The sequence below is a fragment of the Geobacillus sp. FSL K6-3411 genome, assembly GCF_037965715.1.
Taxonomy (GTDB): Bacteria; Bacillota; Bacilli; order Bacillales; family Anoxybacillaceae; genus Geobacillus; species Geobacillus thermodenitrificans.
Window position 1 is genome coordinate 149,205 of the sequence record NZ_CP150187.1, and the last position, 17,725, is coordinate 166,929.

Consider the following 17,725-nt stretch of genomic DNA (forward strand, 5'->3'; position numbering starts at 1 on the left):
TTTAGAAGGGCACTGGTAAAATGTTAAGCGGATTATGCTGAAATGATGGAGGATGAAGCAAACTGTGAACAGCCGTAAATGGGTGCGCTTATTTTTTACTACGCTGCTTGTCGGAGGAATTACTACAGCAGCTGTCGGTATGGTTTTAAACTGGAAAGAGTTTGGGCAGCTTCTTCTGAGTGTGGAGATTGTTGAGTTTATGGCTGTGTTATTATGGCATATTGGCGTTGGTTTTATTTTTAGCGTCATTAGCCAAGCAGGTTTTTTTGCGTATTTGACCGTTCACCGCTTCGGGCTTGGTATGTTCCGCTCGCTATGGAATGCGGTGCAACTTGTCTTGATCATGTTTGTGCTGTTCGATTTAGTGTACTTTCGTTACACGGCGTTTGCAGCAAACGGAGAATCGATAATTCCGTATATACTGATCGCTTTGTTCGTTTTGGTGGTCGGACTGGCTGTTGCCTATGCCAAAAGTGCACAAACGAATAAAGGAGCTTTCGTCCCGGCTTTATTCTTTATGGTCGTTGTGACAATTGTTGAATGGTTCCCGGTTTTGCGTATTAATGATCAAGATTGGCTATATTTGATGTTGATTCCGCTATTAGTATGCAATGCATATCAGCTTCTTATACTGCATAAGTTAACAGGCGGCGCGAAACAATAAAAAGTAACATGCCGCCTGTTTTTTATGATCCCGAACCGAGAAAATCTTCACTTCTCCGTGGGAGCATAGGTGGGGGAGCGTTTGGGAAGTTTCCATTCCAAGTTGAGTAAGAAGCAGGGAGAAGATCCAACGTAGAGAAACATTATCGTGCGGTCCCTGGCAGTGTAGGACCGCACGATAGCCAAGAAGCGGACTTTTTGATACGACACACCCCCGCTGTCTTGACGTTAATCAATTCCCTTGCTTTCAGCTTTACCGTTCGCCAATAGTTCAGAGAGACTAGCGTTTTTATAACCGTTTTCTTTCATCACTTCAATAATTTTTGGCAACGCTTTTGCCGTTTGTTTTGCGGAATCGGAGGCATGAAGGAGCACAATATCCCCCGGATCTAAATCGTTCGTGACGTTTGCTACAATTTGCTCTGTCCCGGGATTCAGCCAGTCTTTCGAGTTGATGCTCCAATGCACAACAGTATAGCCAAGAGACTGCGCAATTTTTAGTACGTTTTTGTTAAAGTTCCCCCCTGGAGGGCGCAACAGTTCAACATTTTTAACCCCCAACGTGTCAAAAACTTTTTTCGCCATCATTAAATCCTGACGGATTTTCGCATTCTCAAGTTCTGTGTAGTTGACAAAATTATACCCCATGCTGCCGATTTCATGTCCTTCTTCTTTGATCCGTTTCACAACAGTCGGATGGCGCTCGGCCCAAGAAGCTGATAAAAAAAAGGTAGCGTTTTTAATCCCTTGCTGTTTCAAAACATCTAAAATTTTGTCTGCATTCTCGTCCCCCCAGCTAATGTTAAACGTCAATGCCACCTCATCGCGGTTATTGTCCACTTTGTATACCGCTTTTGGCCCGGAAGGAAGTGAAAAAACCGGACGGTTCATTTCATAAGCGTACAAAATGACAGCGGTAAAAAAGGCGGAACAAATAACAATAAGTGCCTTTTTCAGCGTCCGCCCATTCAGCGCATAAAACATGGCGTCGATCCCCCTTTAAACAGTTGTCCTATGTACATCTTATGCAGACAGCCATTATCGTTATGAAACATATTTGCCGTGCCCATTGCAGCGGTGGAAACAACGAAGAAGGCGGAGGATGGAAATGGAATATGGCCCTATAATTTATTTGTAATTCCAAGTGAAAAATGTATTGCATTTTTTGTTGTTTGGTGTTATATTAATAAACGTCGCTAATCGAACGGGTTGTTCGAAAGCGATAACCAGTCAAAAGATGTTTAAATAAAAAACAGTTGACAAAGGAAATGCTTTGTGTTAGTATAAAGAAGCTGCTTGCAGGAAGTGAGTTCGCTGAACTGGTTCTTGCAAGAGGAAGTAACTTGCGTGTGAGTGATTGGATAAAATGAAATTCCTCAACGCAAGATGATGTTGATTAATCTCGTTCCTTGAAAACTGAACGAAACGAAGCGCAAGCCAATCAACTTTCTTTTGGAGAGTTTGATCCTGGCTCAGGACGAACGCTGGCGGCGTGCCTAATACATGCAAGTCGAGCGGACCGAACGAGAGCTTGCTCTTGTTCGGTCAGCGGCGGACGGGTGAGTAACACGTGGGCAACCTGCCCGCAAGACCGGGATAACTCCGGGAAACCGGAGCTAATACCGGATAACACCAAAGACCGCATGGTCTTTGGTTGAAAGGCGGCTTCGGCTGTCACTTGCGGATGGGCCCGCGGCGCATTAGCTAGTTGGTGAGGTAACGGCTCACCAAGGCGACGATGCGTAGCCGGCCTGAGAGGGTGACCGGCCACACTGGGACTGAGACACGGCCCAGACTCCTACGGGAGGCAGCAGTAGGGAATCTTCCGCAATGGACGAAAGTCTGACGGAGCGACGCCGCGTGAGCGAAGAAGGCCTTCGGGTCGTAAAGCTCTGTTGTGAGGGACGAAGGAGCGCCGTTTGAATAAGGCGGCGCGGTGACGGTACCTCACGAGAAAGCCCCGGCTAACTACGTGCCAGCAGCCGCGGTAATACGTAGGGGGCGAGCGTTGTCCGGAATTATTGGGCGTAAAGCGCGCGCAGGCGGTCCTTTAAGTCTGATGTGAAAGCCCACGGCTCAACCGTGGAGGGTCATTGGAAACTGGGGGACTTGAGTGCAGGAGAGGAGAGCGGAATTCCACGTGTAGCGGTGAAATGCGTAGAGATGTGGAGGAACACCAGTGGCGAAGGCGGCTCTCTGGCCTGTAACTGACGCTGAGGCGCGAAAGCGTGGGGAGCAAACAGGATTAGATACCCTGGTAGTCCACGCCGTAAACGATGAGTGCTAAGTGTTAGAGGGGTCACACCCTTTAGTGCTGCAGCTAACGCGATAAGCACTCCGCCTGGGGAGTACGGCCGCAAGGCTGAAACTCAAAGGAATTGACGGGGGCCCGCACAAGCGGTGGAGCATGTGGTTTAATTCGAAGCAACGCGAAGAACCTTACCAGGTCTTGACATCCCCTGACAACCCAAGAGATTGGGCGTTCCCCCTTCGGGGGGACAGGGTGACAGGTGGTGCATGGTTGTCGTCAGCTCGTGTCGTGAGATGTTGGGTTAAGTCCCGCAACGAGCGCAACCCTTGCCTCTAGTTGCCAGCATTCAGTTGGGCACTCTAGAGGGACTGCCGGCTAAAAGTCGGAGGAAGGTGGGGATGACGTCAAATCATCATGCCCCTTATGACCTGGGCTACACACGTGCTACAATGGGCGGTACAAAGGGCTGCGAACCCGCGAGGGGGAGCGAATCCCAAAAAGCCGCTCTCAGTTCGGATTGCAGGCTGCAACTCGCCTGCATGAAGCCGGAATCGCTAGTAATCGCGGATCAGCATGCCGCGGTGAATACGTTCCCGGGCCTTGTACACACCGCCCGTCACACCACGAGAGCTTGCAACACCCGAAGTCGGTGAGGTAACCCTTACGGGAGCCAGCCGCCGAAGGTGGGGCAAGTGATTGGGGTGAAGTCGTAACAAGGTAGCCGTACCGGAAGGTGCGGCTGGATCACCTCCTTTCTAAGGACGAAAAGCGGAAGCGCCGCGGTCGGCTCTCGAAGCCAAATGTTCTTCACCCGTAGGGGTGCTTGCACCCCGAGGGGGAAGGTTATTTGGCAGAAGAGAGCCAGGCGCTGGAGCTAGACATCATGAAAAGCGGAGGCCGTTAACGGCCAACCATTAACAAATCGCGCTTTCGTTTCGTTCAGTTTTGAAGGAATGAGAATTCCTTCAAATCGTTCCTTGAAAACTAGATAACCGGAAAAGCTGAGGTGCCGCGGTCAGTTCTCGAAGCCAAATGTTCTTCACCCGCAGGGGTGCTTGCACCCCAAGGGGGGAAGGTTATTTGGCGGAAGAGAGCTAGGCGCCGAAGCTAGACAATAAGGAAGAAGCCGAAACGCGCTGTAGGTTAAGCTAGAAAGGGCGCACGGTGGATGCCTTGGCACTAGGAGCCGATGAAGGACGGGGCAAACGCCGAAACGCTTCGGGGAGCTGTAAGCAAGCGTTGATCCGGAGATGTCCGAATGGGGAAACCCCCTGCCCGTAATGGGGCAGGATCCATGCCTGAATCCATAGGGCATGGAGGGCACACCCGGGGAACTGAAACATCTTAGTACCCGGAGGAGAAGAAAGCAAATGCGATTCCCTGAGTAGCGGCGAGCGAAACGGGAACAGCCCAAACCAAGAGGCGTGCCTCTTGGGGTTGTAGGACCGCTCAGATGGGAGTGAGAAAGGAACGGGGTAGACGAACCGGTCTGGAACGGCCGGCCAGAGAAGGTGACAGCCCTGTAGTCGAAACTTCGTTCCCTCCCGAGCGGCTCCTGAGTACGGCGGGACACGGGAAATCCCGTCGGAAGCAGGGAGGACCATCTCCCAAGGCTAAATACTCCCTAGTGACCGATAGTGAACCAGTACCGTGAGGGAAAGGTGAAAAGCACCCCGGAAGGGGAGTGAAAGAGAACCTGAAACCGTGTGCCTACAAGTAGTCAGAGCCCGTTCATGGGTGATGGCGTGCCTTTTGTAGAATGAACCGGCGAGTGACGATGGCGTGCGAGGTTAAGCCGAAGAGGCGGAGCCGCAGCGAAAGCGAGTCTGAATAGGGCGTTTGAGTACGTCGTCGTCGACCCGAAACCAGGTGATCTACCCATGTCCAGGGTGAAGGCCGGGTAACACCGGCTGGAGGCCCGAACCCACGTACGTTGAAAAGTGCGGGGATGAGGTGTGGGTAGGGGTGAAATGCCAATCGAACTTGGAGATAGCTGGTTCTCCCCGAAATAGCTTTAGGGCTAGCCTCAAGGTGAGAGTCTTGGAGGTAGAGCACTGATTGGGCTAGGGGCCCTCATCGGGTTACCGAACCCAGTCAAACTCCGAATGCCAATGACTTATCCTTGGGAGTCAGACTACGAGTGATAAGATCCGTGGTCAAGAGGGAAACAGCCCAGATCGCCAGCTAAGGCCCCCAAGTGCACGTTCAGTGGAAAAGGATGTGGAGTTGCGAAGACAACCAGGATGTTGGCTTAGAAGCAGCCACCATTTAAAGAGTGCGTAATAGCTCACTGGTCGAGTGACTCTGCGCCGAAAATGTACCGGGGCTAAACGTGCCGCCGAAGCTGCGGGATGACCGTTGGTCATCGGTAGGGGAGCGTTCTAAGGGCATCGAAGCCAGACCGGAAGGACTGGTGGAGCGCTTAGAAGTGAGAATGCCGGTATGAGTAGCGAAAACAGAGGTGAGAATCCTCTGCGCCGAAAGCCTAAGGGTTCCTGAGGAAGGTTCGTCCGCTCAGGGTTAGTCGGGACCTAAGCCGAGGCCGAAAGGCGTAGGTGATGGACAACAGGTTGAGATTCCTGTACCACCTCCTTCCCGTTTGAGCGATGGGGGGACGCAGGAGGATAGGGTGAGCAGGCGGCTGGAAGAGCCTGTCCAAGCAGTAAGGCTGGCCAGTAGGCAAATCCGCTGGCCGTAAAGGCTGAGCTGTGATGGCGACGGATTTGATCCGGAAGTCCCTGATTCCACACTGCCAAGAAAAGCCTCTAGCGAGGGAAGAGGTGCCCGTACCGCAAACCGACACAGGTAGGCGAGGAGAGAATCCTAAGGCGCGCGGGAGAACTCTCGTTAAGGAACTCGGCAAAATGACCCCGTAACTTCGGGAGAAGGGGTGCTCTTTGGGGTGATGAGCCCCGAAGAGCCGCAGTGAAAAGGCCCAAGCGACTGTTTATCAAAAACACAGGTCTCTGCGAAGCCGAAAGGCGAAGTATAGGGGCTGACACCTGCCCGGTGCTGGAAGGTTAAGGGGAGCGCTTAGCGCAAGCGAAGGTGCGAACCGAAGCCCCAGTAAACGGCGGCCGTAACTATAACGGTCCTAAGGTAGCGAAATTCCTTGTCGGGTAAGTTCCGACCCGCACGAAAGGTGTAACGACTTGGGCACTGTCTCAACGAGAGACCCGGTGAAATTATACTACCTGTGAAGATGCAGGTTACCCGCGACAGGACGGAAAGACCCCGTGGAGCTTTACTGCAGCCTGATATGGAATTTTGGTATCGCTTGTACAGGATAGGTGGGAGCCAGGGAAGCCGGAGCGCCAGCTTCGGTGGAGGCGTCGGTGGGATACCACCCTGGCGGTATTGAAATTCTAACCCGCACCCCTTATCGGGGTGGGAGACAGTGTCAGGTGGGCAGTTTGACTGGGGCGGTCGCCTCCCAAAAGGTAACGGAGGCGCCCAAAGGTTCCCTCAGAATGGTTGGAAATCATTCGGAGAGTGCAAAGGCACAAGGGAGCTTGACTGCGAGACGGACAGGTCGAGCAGGGACGAAAGTCGGGCTTAGTGATCCGGTGGTTCCGCATGGAAGGGCCATCGCTCAACGGATAAAAGCTACCCCGGGGATAACAGGCTGATCTCCCCCAAGAGTCCACATCGACGGGGAGGTTTGGCACCTCGATGTCGGCTCATCGCATCCTGGGGCTGTAGTCGGTCCCAAGGGTTGGGCTGTTCGCCCATTAAAGCGGTACGCGAGCTGGGTTCAGAACGTCGTGAGACAGTTCGGTCCCTATCCGTCGTGGGCGTAGGAAATTTGAGAGGAGCTGTCCTTAGTACGAGAGGACCGGGATGGACGCACCGCTGGTGTACCAGTTGTCCCGCCAGGGGCACCGCTGGGTAGCTATGTGCGGAAGGGATAAGCGCTGAAAGCATCTAAGCGTGAAGCCCCCCTCAAGATGAGATTTCCCATCGCGTTAGGCGAGTAAGATCCCTCGAAGATGACGAGGTCGATAGGTCCGAGGTGGAAGCGTGGCGACACGTGGAGCTGACGGATACTAATCGATCGAGGGCTTAACCTAGAAAAGTGGCGGCCGGAGCTAGACAGTACGAAAAGCGGAGGCTTCTTCCCACCAAACGGTTATCTAGTTTTGAAGGAATGAATTTCCTGTTGACAAAACCAATGACATGAATATAATAATTAGTGTCTAAGTAAATAAATCATTGCCTAGTGATGATAGCGGAGAGGAAACACCCGTTCCCATCCCGAACACGGAAGTTAAGCTCTCCAGCGCCGATGGTAGTTGGGGCCAGCGCCCCTGCAAGAGTAGGTCGTCGCTAGGCAATGTTGTATCGTTCCGCAATAGCTCAGCGGTAGAGCAACCGGCTGTTAACCGGTAGGTCGTAGGTTCGAATCCTACTTGCGGAGCCATTTTTACGCTTCCATAGCTCAGTAGGTAGAGCACTTCCATGGTAAGGAAGAGGTCACCGGTTCGAGCCCGGTTGGAAGCTCCATCGTTTTTTTGGCCCGTTGGTCAAGTGGTTAAGACACCGCCCTTTCACGGCGGTAACACGGGTTCGAATCCCGTACGGGTCACTCTTTGAAATCAACCGTCCTTTTAAGGACGGTTGATTTAAAAACGTATAATTGCTCTCAAAATTGGCATACTGATTATCGAATACAATATCCCTTATGACGTTGGGCTATAGCCAAGCGGTAAGGCAACGGACTTTGACTCCGTGATGCGCTGGTTCGAATCCAGCTAGCCCAGCCATTATTTTTTTGTGCATAAAATGGTACAAGACGTAGATCAGCATTGTCCCGACGCATCTAACATCCTTGAATTAGCTAGTAGAGGAAGGGGCGGGTAGAGCTAATCGGTACTTTAGAGTGTTATCTTAACCGTGAGCCATTAGCTCAGTAGGTAGAGCATCTGACTTTTAATCAGAGGGTCGGAGGTTCGAGTCCTCCATGGCTCATCATGATGCGGAAGTAGTTCAGTGGTAGAACACCACCTTGCCAAGGTGGGGGTCGCGGGTTCGAGTCCCGTCTTCCGCTTTGAACGGGGCCTTAGCTCAGCTGGGAGAGCGCCTGCTTTGCACGCAGGAGGTCATCGGTTCGATCCCGATAGGCTCCATCAAGAGCAGTCTACTTCGCATTCCGAAGTAGACTGCTCTTTTTTTTTGCCTCTAGTCTCAGCTAAATGAAAGTAGACTAGGAAGTCCCAAAGGTATAAATATTCGAAAAAGTGTCGAGTTGAGTCATCGCCCCCGTTTCCCCTACAATAAGGGCATAAGGGGAAACGGGAAAGGAGAGAAGACAACATGAAACCAATCTCTATTATCGGTGTACCAATGGATTTAGGACAAACGCGACGCGGCGTCGATATGGGGCCGAGCGCAATCCGCTATGCAGGGGTGATTGAACGGCTGGAACGTCTGCATTACGATATTGAAGATTTGGGCGATATTCCGATTGGAAAGGTGGAGCGATTGCACGAACAGGGTGCTTCACAATTGCGTAATTTGAAAGCGGTTGCGGAAGCGAATGAAAAGCTGGCGACGGCTGTTGATGAAGTGGTCAAACGAGGTCGCTTTCCGCTGGTGTTAGGTGGTGACCATAGCATTGCGATCGGCACGCTCGCTGGAGTGGCTAAACACTATGAACGGTTGGGCGTCATTTGGTATGATGCGCACGGCGATGTTAATACTGAGGAGACTTCGCCATCTGGAAACATTCATGGTATGCCGCTGGCGGCAAGCCTTGGATTCGGTCATCCAGCGCTGACGGGGATCGGCGGATACAGTCCGAAAGTTAAGCCGGAACATGTCGTATTGATCGGGGTTCGGTCACTTGATGACGGGGAGAAGAAATTTATCCGGGAAAAAGGGATCAAAATTTATACGATGCATGAGGTTGACCGGCTTGGGATGACGAAGGTGATGGAAGAAACAATTGCCTATTTAAAAGAGCGGACGGATGGTGTCCACTTGTCGCTTGATTTGGATGGGCTTGACCCGAGCGATGCGCCAGGAGTTGGTACGCCGGTTATTGGCGGGTTGACGTATCGGGAGAGCCACTTGGCCATGGAGATGCTGGCTGAAGCGCAAATCATCACCTCCGCTGAATTTGTTGAGGTGAACCCGATTTTAGATGAACGCAATAAAACTGCCTCTGTCGCCGTAGCATTGATGGGATCACTATTTGGAGAGAAACTCGTTTGACGGGCTGCTCGGAGAGCAATGTAAAATCGCTTTTTCCTCGCTGTGATCGAGGGGAGGTCATTCTTTTGACCTCCCCTCTTTTTTCAGTTCTATGATACAATAAACATGTTGCATGAAACTTTTCTTCATCAAGCGCCGTAATATAAGATGAGCCGTAAGGGCGGGGGTATTGTATTTTATGGATCTATTTATTAAAAAAAGAATTAGGGCGATCCGAAAAGGCGACCAAAACGCATATGCCGATCTTGTCGATTTGTATAAAGATAAGATTTACCGCCTTTGTTACCGAATGCTCGGAAATCGCCATGAGGCGGAAGATGCGGCACAGGAAGCGTTCATCCGTGCTTACGTCCATATTGACACATACAATCCAAATATGAAGTTTTCGACGTGGCTATACCGCATTGCCACGAACTTAACGATCGATAAGTTGAGAAAACGAAAACCAGATGTGTATTTGGATGAGGAATTAAACGGCACGGATGGATTGACGATGCAGGCTCAGCTTCCTTCTCGCGAGGCGTCGCCTGAAGAGGCAGTGGAAAGCTTGGAACTACAGGAGACAGTCCAGCGTGCAATTGAGCAGCTGCCGGAGAAATACCGAAGCGTGATCGTACTAAAATACATCGAAGATTTGTCATTGCAGGAGATTAGTGAGATTTTAGGCTTGCCGGTTGGTACAGTGAAAACGAGGCTGCATCGCGGCCGTGAAGCGTTGCGCAGGCAACTGGGCCATTTATAAAAGGGTGGGAGACTATGGAATGTCCGAAAGAAATAGTATCACTTATGCACAGCTATCTTGACGGCGATCTTCAGCCGGATGAGGAGCTACGGCTAAAAGAGCATTTACGTTCGTGCGCCGCTTGTGCTGCCCATTTTCATGAATTAAAAAAGACGGTCGCCTTTCTACAATATGCCTCCCACGTGACCGCACCGTCATCATTTACAGCAACGGTGATGGGGGCCATGCCGAAAGAGAGAAAGACAGTGCGGCTGCGTCGTTGGTTGCACGGGCATCCACTGTTGACTGCCGCTTCTCTGTTTCTTCTTCTCACTGTAGGAAGCGTTGCTTCCTCATGGGGGGGAAAAGGCTCATTTTCCGTTTCGGCTGATGAACCTGTCATCATCCGTGACCATACGGTCATCGTGCCAAAAGGTGAAACTGTCAAAGGGGATATTGTCGTTCGCAATGGATCGATCCGGATTGAAGGAACGGTGGATGGGAATGTGACGGTGATCCGTGGGGAGAAATATATGGCATCGGCCGGGCAGGTGACAGGCGAAGTAGAGGAAATTAATCAAGTGTTTGAATGGATTTGGTATAATATTAAAGAGAAGGCCAGCCGTGCGCTCCAATCACTTGAATGATGGCAGCCATCGTCCGATGGCTTTTTCCATGACCATCAGAAGGTTGGAATTAGAGATAAAGGAAGTGTGAAGATGTCCTTCGAAGAGCTCCCCATCGTGTCGTATTTATTGAAAGTCGTCGACATCCTTGTTGTTTGGTATGTCATTTATAAATTGATTATGATGATTCGCGGGACGAAGGCCATTCAGCTATTGAAAGGTATTTTTTTAATTATTTTAGTTCGTTTTGTGAGTAATTATCTCGGACTTACTACGCTGCAATGGCTGATGGATCAGGCGATCATTTGGGGGTTTCTCGCGATCATTATCATTTTTCAACCGGAACTGCGCCGTGCCCTCGAGCAGCTTGGCCGTGGGCGACTGTTTACCCGCAGTACCGTCAATGAAGATGAAGAGAGGCTGCGGATGGTCGATGCAATTGTGAAAGCGACCGAGTATATGGCAAAACGGCGCATCGGGGCGCTCATTTCCATCGAGCGGGAGACCGGGATGGGCGATTATGTTGAAACCGGAATTATGCTAAATGCACACGTATCGTCCGAGCTGCTTATTAATATTTTCATTCCGAACACACCGCTTCATGACGGGGCGGTGATCATTCAAAAGAATCAAATCGCTGCCGCCGCTTGTTATTTGCCGTTGTCGGAGAGTCCGTTCATTTCAAAGGAGCTCGGGACGCGCCATCGCGCGGCTCTTGGTATTAGCGAAGTGACCGACAGCGTCACCGTCATTGTGTCCGAGGAGACGGGGGCGGTGTCAGTGGCGAAAAACGGCGAGCTGTACCGCGATTTAACGATCGATGAATTCCGGGAACTGTTAACAGGCGAGCTGGCTCCAGCTGCGAAGACCGCCACTTCTTCCCGTTGGCAATGGAGGGGGAAGAAACATGGATAAATTAATGGACCACCCTTGGTTTATTCGCGTTGTTTCTTTATTATTGGCCATCATGCTGTATATGTCGGCCAATGTCGGGGCGAAAACCGGGGAGCAGACGCGCAATACATTTGGCCAGGAAGATACGGAAACATTGATCGATGTCCCGGTTGTTGCTTATTATGATGAGGAGAACTTGATCGTATCTGGCGTGCCGCAATATGTAAATGTCACGCTTCAAGGTCCGGCAAGCATTGTCAAACCAACGGCGCTGCAACGGAATTTCGAAGTGTACGTCGATTTAACGGATTTGCCGTTAGGTACGTATACGGTACCGATCAAATACAAGGACGTTTCCGAGAAATTGAAAGTGAACATTCAGCCCGCTTCGGTGAAAGTGACGATCCGCGAAAAAGTATCGAAACGCTTCCCTGTCAGCGTCGAGTTTTTTAACCGAAACAAAATGCCTGATGGCTATTCTGTCGGCGAACCGACCGTTGAGCCGGGCACTGTGACGATTACTGGATCGAAAGAGCTGATCGATGATATTTCGTTTGTAAAAGCGATCGTCGACCTGGAAGGGGCGACGGAAACGTTGGCGAAAAAAGTGCGAGTTCGGGTATACGATCGCCAAGGCAATGAAATCGATGTTGAGCCGCAGCCATCAGTTGTAGAAGTGACTGTGCCGGTCAAAAGTGCTAGCAAGACTGTGCCACTTCAAGTACAAACAACTGGGGAGCTGCCGGATGGGGTGCGTCTTGTTAGCATCCATCCAGAACCGGAGCAGGTGACGATTTACGGATCAAAAGGCGCATTGGACCGGATTAAACAACTCGATGGGCTGACGGTTGACTTAGATAATGTGAAGGATGATACGACAGTAGAGCTTGATGTTCCACTTCCTGACGGGGTGAAAAGAATTGACCCGTCCAAAATCAAGGTCCACATCGATGTTGAAAAGGTGGAGAAGGCTGAGAACGAAGAGAATAAGGTTGAGAAAGATGAGGTACGAACATGGGAAAACATTCCAATTAATGTTGTCGGCCTATCGGATTCGTACCAGGCCGACTTTTTGGAGCCTGTAGGCGGAAAGATTAACGTCCGTCTCATCGGCCCGCCTGATATCGTCCGTGGTCTGACGAAAGACGACGTTCGTCTCTATGTCGATGTCAGCGGGCTTGATGCGGGTGAGCACCGAGTCACCATTCGATGGGACAAACCGGAACAAGTCCGATGGGAGCCATCGGCAGAAACAGCGATGGTCAATATTAGTGAAAAAGCAGCTGCACAATAAATTGTACAGTAAGGAGAGATTGACCGAATGGGTAAATATTTTGGCACTGACGGTGTACGTGGAGTAGCGAATCGTGAGCTGACGCCGGAATTGGCGTTTAAAATCGGCCGCTGCGGCGGATACGTGCTGACGAAAAGTGCTGAACGTCCGAAAGTGTTGATCGGACGCGATACGCGCATTTCCGGCCATATGTTGGAAGGTGCTCTTGTTGCCGGACTGCTCTCGATCGGAGCGGAAGTGATGCGTCTTGGCGTCATCTCCACGCCAGGCGTTGCCTATTTGACGAAAGCGCTCGGGGCACAGGCTGGTATTATGATTTCTGCCTCCCACAATCCTGTGCAAGATAATGGCATTAAATTTTTCGGTCCGGACGGGTTTAAACTGTCAGATGAGCAGGAGCAAGAAATTGAAACGCTGATCGACAGCCCGGAAGATATGTTGCCGCGGCCGATTGGCTCATCGCTTGGTCAAGTCAACGATTACTTTGAAGGTGGACAAAAGTACTTGCAATATTTAAAACAGACGATTGATGAGGATTTTTCTGGAATGAAAATTGCCCTCGATTGCGCGCACGGGGCGACCTCATCGCTTGCCACCTATTTGTTTGCTGATTTGGAAGCTGATGTCATCACAATGGGCGCTTCACCAAACGGCCTCAACATCAACGAAGGAGTTGGCTCGACCCATCCAGAGGCGCTGGCGGCGTTTGTCAAAGAAAAAGGAGCCGATGTGGGGCTTGCGTTTGACGGAGATGGCGACCGTCTGATTGCCGTCGACGAGCGTGGCAACATCGTGGACGGTGACCAAATTATGTACATTTGCGCTAAATATTTAAAAGAAACAGGCCGCCTCAAGCAACAAACTGTCGTCTCGACCGTCATGAGCAATCTTGGTTTTTACAAGGCGCTTGAGGCGCAAGGAATCAGCAGTGTGCAAACGGCAGTCGGTGACCGATACGTCGTCGAGGAAATGAAGAAGAACGGCTATAATCTCGGCGGTGAGCAGTCTGGACACATTATTTTCCTTGACTATAATACGACAGGGGACGGGATGCTGACGGCGCTCCAACTCGTGAATATTATGAAAATCAAAGGCAAACCGCTCTCCGAGCTGGCAGGGGAAATGAAAAAATATCCGCAGCTGCTTGTGAACGTTCGGGTGACGGATAAAGAAAAAGCGATGGAACATGAACAAGTCAAAAAGGTCATCGCAGAAGTGGAAGCGGAAATGAACGGCAACGGACGCGTCCTTGTCCGTCCATCAGGAACTGAGCCGCTTGTGCGCGTTATGGCCGAGGCCCCGACCGAGGAAGCTTGCCGTACCTACGTCGAGCGGATTGCTGATGTTATTCGTCGCGAGATGGGTGTGGAATAACCGCATGTACTGATGATTAGCCTATGCATAACCGGAACATTATGTTCTGTTTATGCATAGGTTGTTTTATATAAAAAGAAAATGAGAGTTGACGACGATGGGAATGTGCTGTAACATTAACGTTGTTGCCTTTTACTTGAAAGGAGGCGATGGCGGGGCGAAGAGCGGAAATGGATGAACAAATGGCGTGCCGCAACCGTTGGCATGCTCGACAAAGTGGAATGGTTGCACTGGTTTTGACGACAAAAAAGCGCCTGGACTAAGCGCGGGAACGGACGCGCGCTTAGTTGACGAGGAGGAGGTTTATCGAGGTTTTCGGCGGATGCCTCCCGGCTGGAGCGATGACAGCCGCAAGTCCTCTCTTAAAACAAAGGGGTGACCCTTTGGACAAAGGGGAGGATGTCATCGCACAAAACGAAAGGGGAGTCTGCCGCATTGACGGCGAGGCCCCGTTGTTCTTTGACAACTGAACATGGAAGGATCTCGTTAGCGGCAGCCTCCGACGTTAAAGGAGGAAATATTACCATGTGCGGTATTGTTGGTTATATCGGTTACCAAGATGTGAAAGAGATTTTGTTGCGCGGATTGGAAAAACTCGAGTACCGCGGCTACGATTCGGCGGGGATTGCCGTATTAAATGAGAACGGCGTTCATGTGTTTAAAGAAAAAGGACGGATTGCCGATTTGCGCCGCATCGTCGACTCGGACGTCAAAGCGACGATCGGTATCGGTCATACACGCTGGGCGACGCACGGGGCCCCAAGCCGGGTGAATGCCCACCCGCACCAAAGCGCCTCCGGCCGCTTTACGCTCGTGCATAACGGTGTCATCGAAAACTACGAAATGCTGAAACGCGACTACTTGGCTGGTGTCACGTTCCAGAGCGATACGGATACGGAAGTGATCGTCCAGCTCATCGAAAAGTTTGTGCAAGAAGGGCTGACGACGGAGGAAGCGTTCCGCAAAGCGCTCTCGCTGTTAAAAGGCTCGTATGCGATCGCGATGATTGATGCAGAAAACGAGGAAACGTTGTATGCGGCGAAAAACAAAAGCCCGCTCCTCGCCGGTCTCGGTGATGGGTTCAACGTCGTGGCCAGCGATGCGATGGCGATGCTTCAAGTGACGAACCAGTTTGTCGAACTCATGGACGGCGAAATGTTGATCGTCACAAGCGAGAACGTATCAATTCAAACGTTAAATGGTGAGAAAGTCGAACGGAAGCCATATACGGCAGAGCTCGATGCCAGCGACATTGAAAAAGGGACGTACCCGCATTACATGTTGAAAGAAATTGACGAGCAGCCGTTTGTCATCCGCCGCATCATTCAAAAATACCAAGATGACAACGAAGAATTGGCCATTGATCAAGCAATCGTCAATGAGGTGTTGAATGCGGACCGCTTATACATTGTCGCGTGTGGAACGAGCTATCATGCAGGCCTTGTCGGCAAACAATTGATTGAATCGTGGGCGAAAATTCCAGTCGAAGTGCACATTGCCAGCGAATTTTCGTACAATATGCCGCTCCTGTCGGAAAAGCCGCTCTTCATCTTTATTTCGCAAAGCGGTGAAACGGCCGACAGCCGTGCTGTGCTTGTGCAAACGAGAAAACTCGGCCATAAAGCCATTACGATTACCAACGTCCCAGGCTCGACGCTGTCGCGTGAAGCGGACTATACGCTGTTGTTGCACGCTGGTCCAGAAATCGCCGTTGCCTCGACAAAAGCATACACGGCACAAATCGCAGTATTGGCGATTTTAGCGGCGAGTGCAGCGAAAGCGAAAGGTCTCGAATTGGACTTTAACTTGATGAAAGAGCTCGCTATCGTCGCCAATGTGATGGAAATGTTGTGCGATGCGAAAGAGGAAATGGAGAAAATCGCGAGCGACTACTTAACGCTGACGCGCAACTGCTTCTTTATTGGCCGTGCGGTTGACTACTATGTCTGCTTAGAAGGCGCGCTCAAGCTGAAAGAAATCTCCTATATCCAAGCGGAAGGGTTTGCTGGTGGTGAGTTGAAACACGGTACGATCGCCCTCATCGAAGATGGCACGCCGGTCATCGCTCTCGCTACCCAAGAGCACGTCAACTTAAGCATTCGCGGCAATGTAAAAGAAGTCGTTGCCCGTGGCGCGAATCCATGCGTTATCTCGATGCGCGGCTTAGAAGGAGAAGGAGATCGCTTCATCATCCCAGCCGTCCATCCGGCTCTCACGTCGCTTGTTTCCGTCGTACCGCTGCAGCTGATCGCGTACTATGCCGCCCTGCATCGCGGCTGCGACGTCGACAAACCACGCAACTTGGCGAAAAGCGTGACGGTAGAGTGAGCGGTTCGTTGGTCGGAAAAGCTGTTGTTGAATGACAAAAAAGTCGGGTACTTGACAAAAAAGTCGGGAACCGGACAAAAAAGTTAGGTACCGAACAAAAAAGTCGGGAACTGAAAGCCTGTTGGTGAATCCAGCAGGCTTTTGTTTTTTCTATTATCTGCGGAAGATAAAGTCGCATACTGAAAAATAAAGTTATATATTCAATAAAAGTGTTGGCGAATTTTTATGCCAACAATTTTTTCTTTATTTCCGATCAAACAAATATTTGAATAATAAAAGGCATTTTGAAAGTGTTTGTAATATTGTGGTAAATTGATTAAAATCGGTCTTATTTGATTTCTATGGAAGAATAAAATTTCTTTCATCATCTGTGATGCCGCGAAGCGATGCATGGGCATCTAACGGGCAGTATAATTAAAGAAGGAATCAAATGCTAAATATCTAATATATAAAATCAATATGGATTTATATTCTAAAAATATATTTTAGGGGAGTTGTTATTCAATGTGTGGGATTTGTAACTAGACACAAAGAAAGAGATTTAGAAATTCCAAAGCATCGTCAAGATTTAATGACTGCAATTGAAAAAGATTTATTTAATGACGATGATGTATTAGCGGTTTTTTATGGTGGTTCAATCGGGAGTGAAAACATGGATTTATATTCCGACATTGACCTCCGCATCGTTGTATTACCTGAAAAATTCCAAGCATTTATCTCGAACAAAAAAAATCGCCCTAAAAAGTGGGGAAATGTTCTTTATTTTGAGGATTTAGGTCCGTTTGTAACTTATTCAATCGCTCACTATGATTGTTTCGTTAAAGTGGATACATTTTATTATAAACCTGAAGATATTCAGCCTTCCGTATGGTTGAAAAATATAAAAATTGTAAAAGATACAAACGGAATGTTGGCAGATATTTTAGATCAATCAATGGCTTTATCCTATGAACCAACAATTGAAGAATTGGAACTTTGGCGAACAAAGTTTTTTGCGTATTTTCATGAAGCTTATCGCAGAGTAATGAGAAAAGAGTATTATTATGCTTTGAAATGTATTGACAACTTACGTTTATCAATGGCAACAGCTTGGTATATGGAAGTAGGAATCCAACCAAATACGTTTGGTGATTGGGCAAAATACGAAGGGGAAAGAAGCAAGCTAGAAGCTTGGCAACTTTCCCTCCTTGAAAGTTGGGAATGTGGTAGAAATCCCCTTGAAATTATGAATGTGATGAAAAGTATAGTTCCAGAATTTAAAAGAGTTCATAAAAATCTTTGTAATAAGCTCGGAATCGAAGAAAATTCTGAATGGATTAATGGAATTATTGATATGGTGTAACCGTCAAGTAAAATTGAAC

The 17,725-nt window shown here is 49.8% G+C and carries 10 protein-coding genes, 7 tRNA genes and 3 rRNA genes; 19 read left to right on the plus strand and 1 reads right to left on the minus strand.

The annotated features are described in order from the left end of the window. Window positions 1-64 precede the first annotated feature (64 nt). The gene (locus tag NSQ22_RS00860; RefSeq protein WP_008881906.1) at window positions 65-664 is read left to right on the plus strand and encodes a KinB-signaling pathway activation protein; all 600 of its coding nucleotides are present in this window, start codon (window positions 65-67) and stop codon (window positions 662-664) included. A 227-nt stretch (window positions 665-891) separates the two neighbouring features. Here the strand turns inward: NSQ22_RS00860 and pdaB are convergent, their stop codons facing one another. Further along, the gene (gene pdaB, locus NSQ22_RS00865; RefSeq protein ID WP_011886635.1) at window positions 892-1,647 is read right to left on the minus strand and encodes a polysaccharide deacetylase family sporulation protein PdaB; all 756 of its coding nucleotides are present in this window, start codon (window positions 1,645-1,647) and stop codon (window positions 892-894) included. 465 nt (window positions 1,648-2,112) lie between these two features. Here pdaB and NSQ22_RS00870 point away from each other — a divergent pair. From NSQ22_RS00870 to NSQ22_RS00955, 18 genes are all read left to right on the plus strand, one after another. Further along, window positions 2,113-3,669, plus strand: a 16S ribosomal RNA gene (locus tag NSQ22_RS00870). Window positions 3,670-4,055: 386 nt separating this feature from the next. Continuing rightward, window positions 4,056-6,984 (plus strand): 23S ribosomal RNA (locus tag NSQ22_RS00875). Between the two features lie 145 nt (window positions 6,985-7,129). Further along, window positions 7,130-7,246 (plus strand): 5S ribosomal RNA (rrf, locus tag NSQ22_RS00880). The 16S, 23S and 5S rRNA genes sit together here with 7 tRNA genes alongside, the layout of an rRNA operon. Window positions 7,247-7,259: 13 nt before the next feature. Further along, window positions 7,260-7,334 (plus strand) — tRNA-Asn (locus tag NSQ22_RS00885). 7 nt (window positions 7,335-7,341) lie between these two features. Then, a tRNA-Thr gene (locus NSQ22_RS00890) sits at window positions 7,342-7,417 on the plus strand. Between the two features lie 10 nt (window positions 7,418-7,427). Beyond that, a tRNA-Glu gene (locus tag NSQ22_RS00895) sits at window positions 7,428-7,499 on the plus strand. A gap of 103 nt (window positions 7,500-7,602) precedes the next feature. Then, window positions 7,603-7,677 (plus strand) — tRNA-Gln (locus NSQ22_RS00900). 132 nt (window positions 7,678-7,809) lie between these two features. Then, window positions 7,810-7,882: transfer RNA gene (locus NSQ22_RS00905), tRNA-Lys, on the plus strand. A 7-nt stretch (window positions 7,883-7,889) separates the two neighbouring features. Beyond that, window positions 7,890-7,961 (plus strand) — tRNA-Gly (locus NSQ22_RS00910). Between the two features lie 6 nt (window positions 7,962-7,967). Then, a tRNA-Ala gene (locus NSQ22_RS00915) sits at window positions 7,968-8,040 on the plus strand. Window positions 8,041-8,227: 187 nt separating this feature from the next. Continuing rightward, window positions 8,228-9,127, plus strand: a complete 900-nt coding sequence (rocF, locus tag NSQ22_RS00920) for an arginase (protein ID WP_008881531.1) — start codon at window positions 8,228-8,230, stop codon at window positions 9,125-9,127. A 178-nt stretch (window positions 9,128-9,305) separates the two neighbouring features. Continuing rightward, entirely contained in the window at window positions 9,306-9,869 is a 564-nt protein-coding gene (gene sigW / locus NSQ22_RS00925) for an RNA polymerase sigma factor SigW (RefSeq protein ID WP_029761591.1), read from the plus strand. Between the two features lie 14 nt (window positions 9,870-9,883). Next, the gene (gene rsiW, locus NSQ22_RS00930) at window positions 9,884-10,495 is read left to right on the plus strand and encodes an anti-sigma-W factor RsiW (protein ID WP_008881529.1); all 612 of its coding nucleotides are present in this window, start codon (window positions 9,884-9,886) and stop codon (window positions 10,493-10,495) included. 72 nt (window positions 10,496-10,567) lie between these two features. After that, on the plus strand, window positions 10,568-11,389 hold the full coding sequence (gene cdaA, locus NSQ22_RS00935) for a diadenylate cyclase CdaA (RefSeq protein WP_008881528.1): 822 nt from the start codon (window positions 10,568-10,570) through the stop codon (window positions 11,387-11,389). After that, on the plus strand, window positions 11,382-12,662 hold the full coding sequence (locus tag NSQ22_RS00940; protein ID WP_008881527.1) for a CdaR family protein: 1,281 nt from the start codon (window positions 11,382-11,384) through the stop codon (window positions 12,660-12,662). The genes cdaA and NSQ22_RS00940 overlap by 8 nt, the downstream gene beginning before the upstream one ends. Window positions 12,663-12,689: 27 nt before the next feature. After that, window positions 12,690-14,036 (plus strand): phosphoglucosamine mutase, encoded by a 1,347-nt coding sequence (gene glmM, locus NSQ22_RS00945; protein WP_008881526.1) that lies wholly within the window; start codon window positions 12,690-12,692, stop codon window positions 14,034-14,036. Between the two features lie 525 nt (window positions 14,037-14,561). Continuing rightward, entirely contained in the window at window positions 14,562-16,364 is a 1,803-nt protein-coding gene (gene glmS / locus NSQ22_RS00950) for a glutamine--fructose-6-phosphate transaminase (isomerizing) (protein ID WP_081157586.1), read from the plus strand. 508 nt (window positions 16,365-16,872) lie between these two features. Further along, a complete protein-coding gene (locus tag NSQ22_RS00955) occupies window positions 16,873-17,706 on the plus strand; it encodes a hypothetical protein (protein WP_339264042.1) in 834 nt (277 codons plus the stop codon). Window positions 17,707-17,725: the final 19 nt, after the last annotated feature.

Bases quoted from the DNA above. Each gene is read 5' to 3' on its own strand.
- pdaB (WP_011886635.1), bottom strand. From the start codon at position 1,647: ATGTTTTATGCGCTGAATGGGCGGACGCTGAAAAAGGCACTTATTGTT.
- rocF (WP_008881531.1), top strand. From the start codon at position 8,228: ATGAAACCAATCTCTATTATCGGTGTACCAATGGATTTAGGACAAACG.
- sigW (WP_029761591.1), top strand. From the start codon at position 9,306: ATGGATCTATTTATTAAAAAAAGAATTAGGGCGATCCGAAAAGGCGAC.
- rsiW (WP_008881529.1), top strand. From the start codon at position 9,884: ATGGAATGTCCGAAAGAAATAGTATCACTTATGCACAGCTATCTTGAC.
- cdaA (WP_008881528.1), top strand. From the start codon at position 10,568: ATGTCCTTCGAAGAGCTCCCCATCGTGTCGTATTTATTGAAAGTCGTC.
- NSQ22_RS00940 (WP_008881527.1), top strand. From the start codon at position 11,382: ATGGATAAATTAATGGACCACCCTTGGTTTATTCGCGTTGTTTCTTTA.
- glmM (WP_008881526.1), top strand. From the start codon at position 12,690: ATGGGTAAATATTTTGGCACTGACGGTGTACGTGGAGTAGCGAATCGT.
- glmS (WP_081157586.1), top strand. From the start codon at position 14,562: ATGTGCGGTATTGTTGGTTATATCGGTTACCAAGATGTGAAAGAGATT.